The 1761-nt window shown below is 47.2% G+C and carries 1 protein-coding gene; it reads right to left on the bottom strand.

All coding sequences use genetic code 11. From position 1 onward, the window contains the following. Window positions 1-84: 84 nt before the first annotated feature. Window positions 85-1497 carry a group II intron reverse transcriptase/maturase gene (gene ltrA, locus PVA01S_RS26290; protein ID WP_127610829.1) on the bottom strand — a complete coding sequence of 471 codons (1413 nt, stop codon included), beginning with the start codon at window positions 1495-1497 and terminating at the stop codon, window positions 85-87. Between the last annotated feature and the right edge of the window lie 264 nt (window positions 1498-1761).

Genomic DNA, 1761 nt, shown 5'->3' with positions numbered 1-1761 from the left:
ATCGGGTAGGAGGCTACTCATTATTTGAGTAGCCGACCTCCCACACCACCGTACGTACCGTTCGGTATACGGCGGTTCCTAAGTTTACACAGTGACTTGCCGGTAATAATCTGAAAAGAATAGGAATCCCAGATTCTTAATTGTGGTGTTGTTGAGGGATGTTGCGAGGATCGGGCTGTTGGACGTTCGCCAATAGCCCTTTCTTGTGTTTGCGTATTCCCATGCCTTCTGATCATGGATTCCAAGTGACTTCAATCTATCGAATCTTGTTCTCACCCGTTTCCATTGTTTCCAGAAAATCATTCGAATTCGCCTTCGCATCCATTCGTCCGTCGTTTGGAGCAACTTCTTCATATCGGCAATCTTGAAGTAGTTCACCCACCCCGTGATGTACCGTTTGAGTTTCATTGCCCGGTCATCGTTCCCCATACCGTTACTTCTCGACGTCAGCTCTTTTACTTTGGCTTTCATCTTGGAGATCGATTTAGGATGTATCCTGACCTTTGTTTGTCCCTTTCGGCTATAGAATGAGAAGCCAAGAAACTTTATTCTTTTCGCTTCATCCACAACCGTCTTTTCTCGATTCACCCTGAGGAGCAATTTCTGTTCGATGAAGGGGAGGATATTTGTCAATGTTCGTTCCGCGCTCCTTCTGCTCTTGCAGAAGATGAGCATGTCGTCTGCATAACGAACGAAACGATGTCCTCTCTTCTCTAGTTCCATATCCAATTCATTTAACATGATGTTGCTCAGGATTGGACTTAGGTTCCCTCCCTGTGGCACGCCGAGTTCCGTTTCTTCGAATTTGTGTTTAACGACCACGCCAGCCTTCAGATATTTGTGAATGAGCGATATGACTCGTCCGTCCTTTATGGTTCTAGACAGCACTTCGATCAGCTTACTTTGGTTGACCGTATCGAAGTATTTCTCCAGATCCATGTCGACGACATGTTCATAGCCATCATCAATATTCACCTGACTTTTCCGGATCGCATCGTGTGCTTTCCGTTTCGGGCGGAAGCCGTAACTGTTCTCCGAAAATTGCTTTTCGTAGATCGGTGTCAACACTTGGGCAATAGCCTGCTGGATGAATCGGTCCACCACCGTTGGGATTCCCAGATTTCTTTTCTTTCCGTTCTCTTTCGGGATTTCGACCCGTCGAACGGGATTTGGACGGTATTTGCCGTCCAGGATTTGTTGTTTGATGGTTTCACCGTTTTCTCTGAGATATTGTAGAAGTTCATCTACTCCCATCCCGTCGACTCCGTGCGTTCCCTTATTCGCTTTGACTCGCTTGAACGCTTCGTTCAGGTTGTCTCGGCTCACGATCTTCTCAAGCAACTTATCCCCCGACTTGCTTGTGTTGGCATCGTCCTTTTCAGCTATCCTCTCAGGAATGTGCACTCCCGCATATCCTTCGTGTTCCGCACTATCTTTCTGCGTGGAGCCTTCTTTTCGAAGTTGGCTGCCCTTTGCTCCTGTTCTGGTAACATTCATTGATGATCACCTCCTAAGGTTCAGCCCTTCCCTTCTGCTGTCGACGGCAGAAGGTACTATGGCGTCTGCTGACTTCTCATGATAAATCTTGTTTCAACCGTGATTCGAAGTCCATCTCCTCACGTCCATGAGACCTCCCACGGTAAGACGACTCACTTTCCTTCCATGCACCCGCATCATTTACAATGGTACGTCCGTGTAGTTGATTGGACTTCGCTTTGTTTTGCAAGCTCATCCCATACCTTATGCCTGATGATGTTCGTG

Source organism: Paenibacillus validus NBRC 15382, assembly GCF_004000985.1.
GTDB classification, from domain to species: Bacteria; Bacillota; Bacilli; order Paenibacillales; family NBRC-103111; genus Paenibacillus_G; species Paenibacillus_G validus.
Note: the sequence above shows the minus strand (reverse complement) of the source record. Positions and strands in the feature narration are given on the sequence as shown.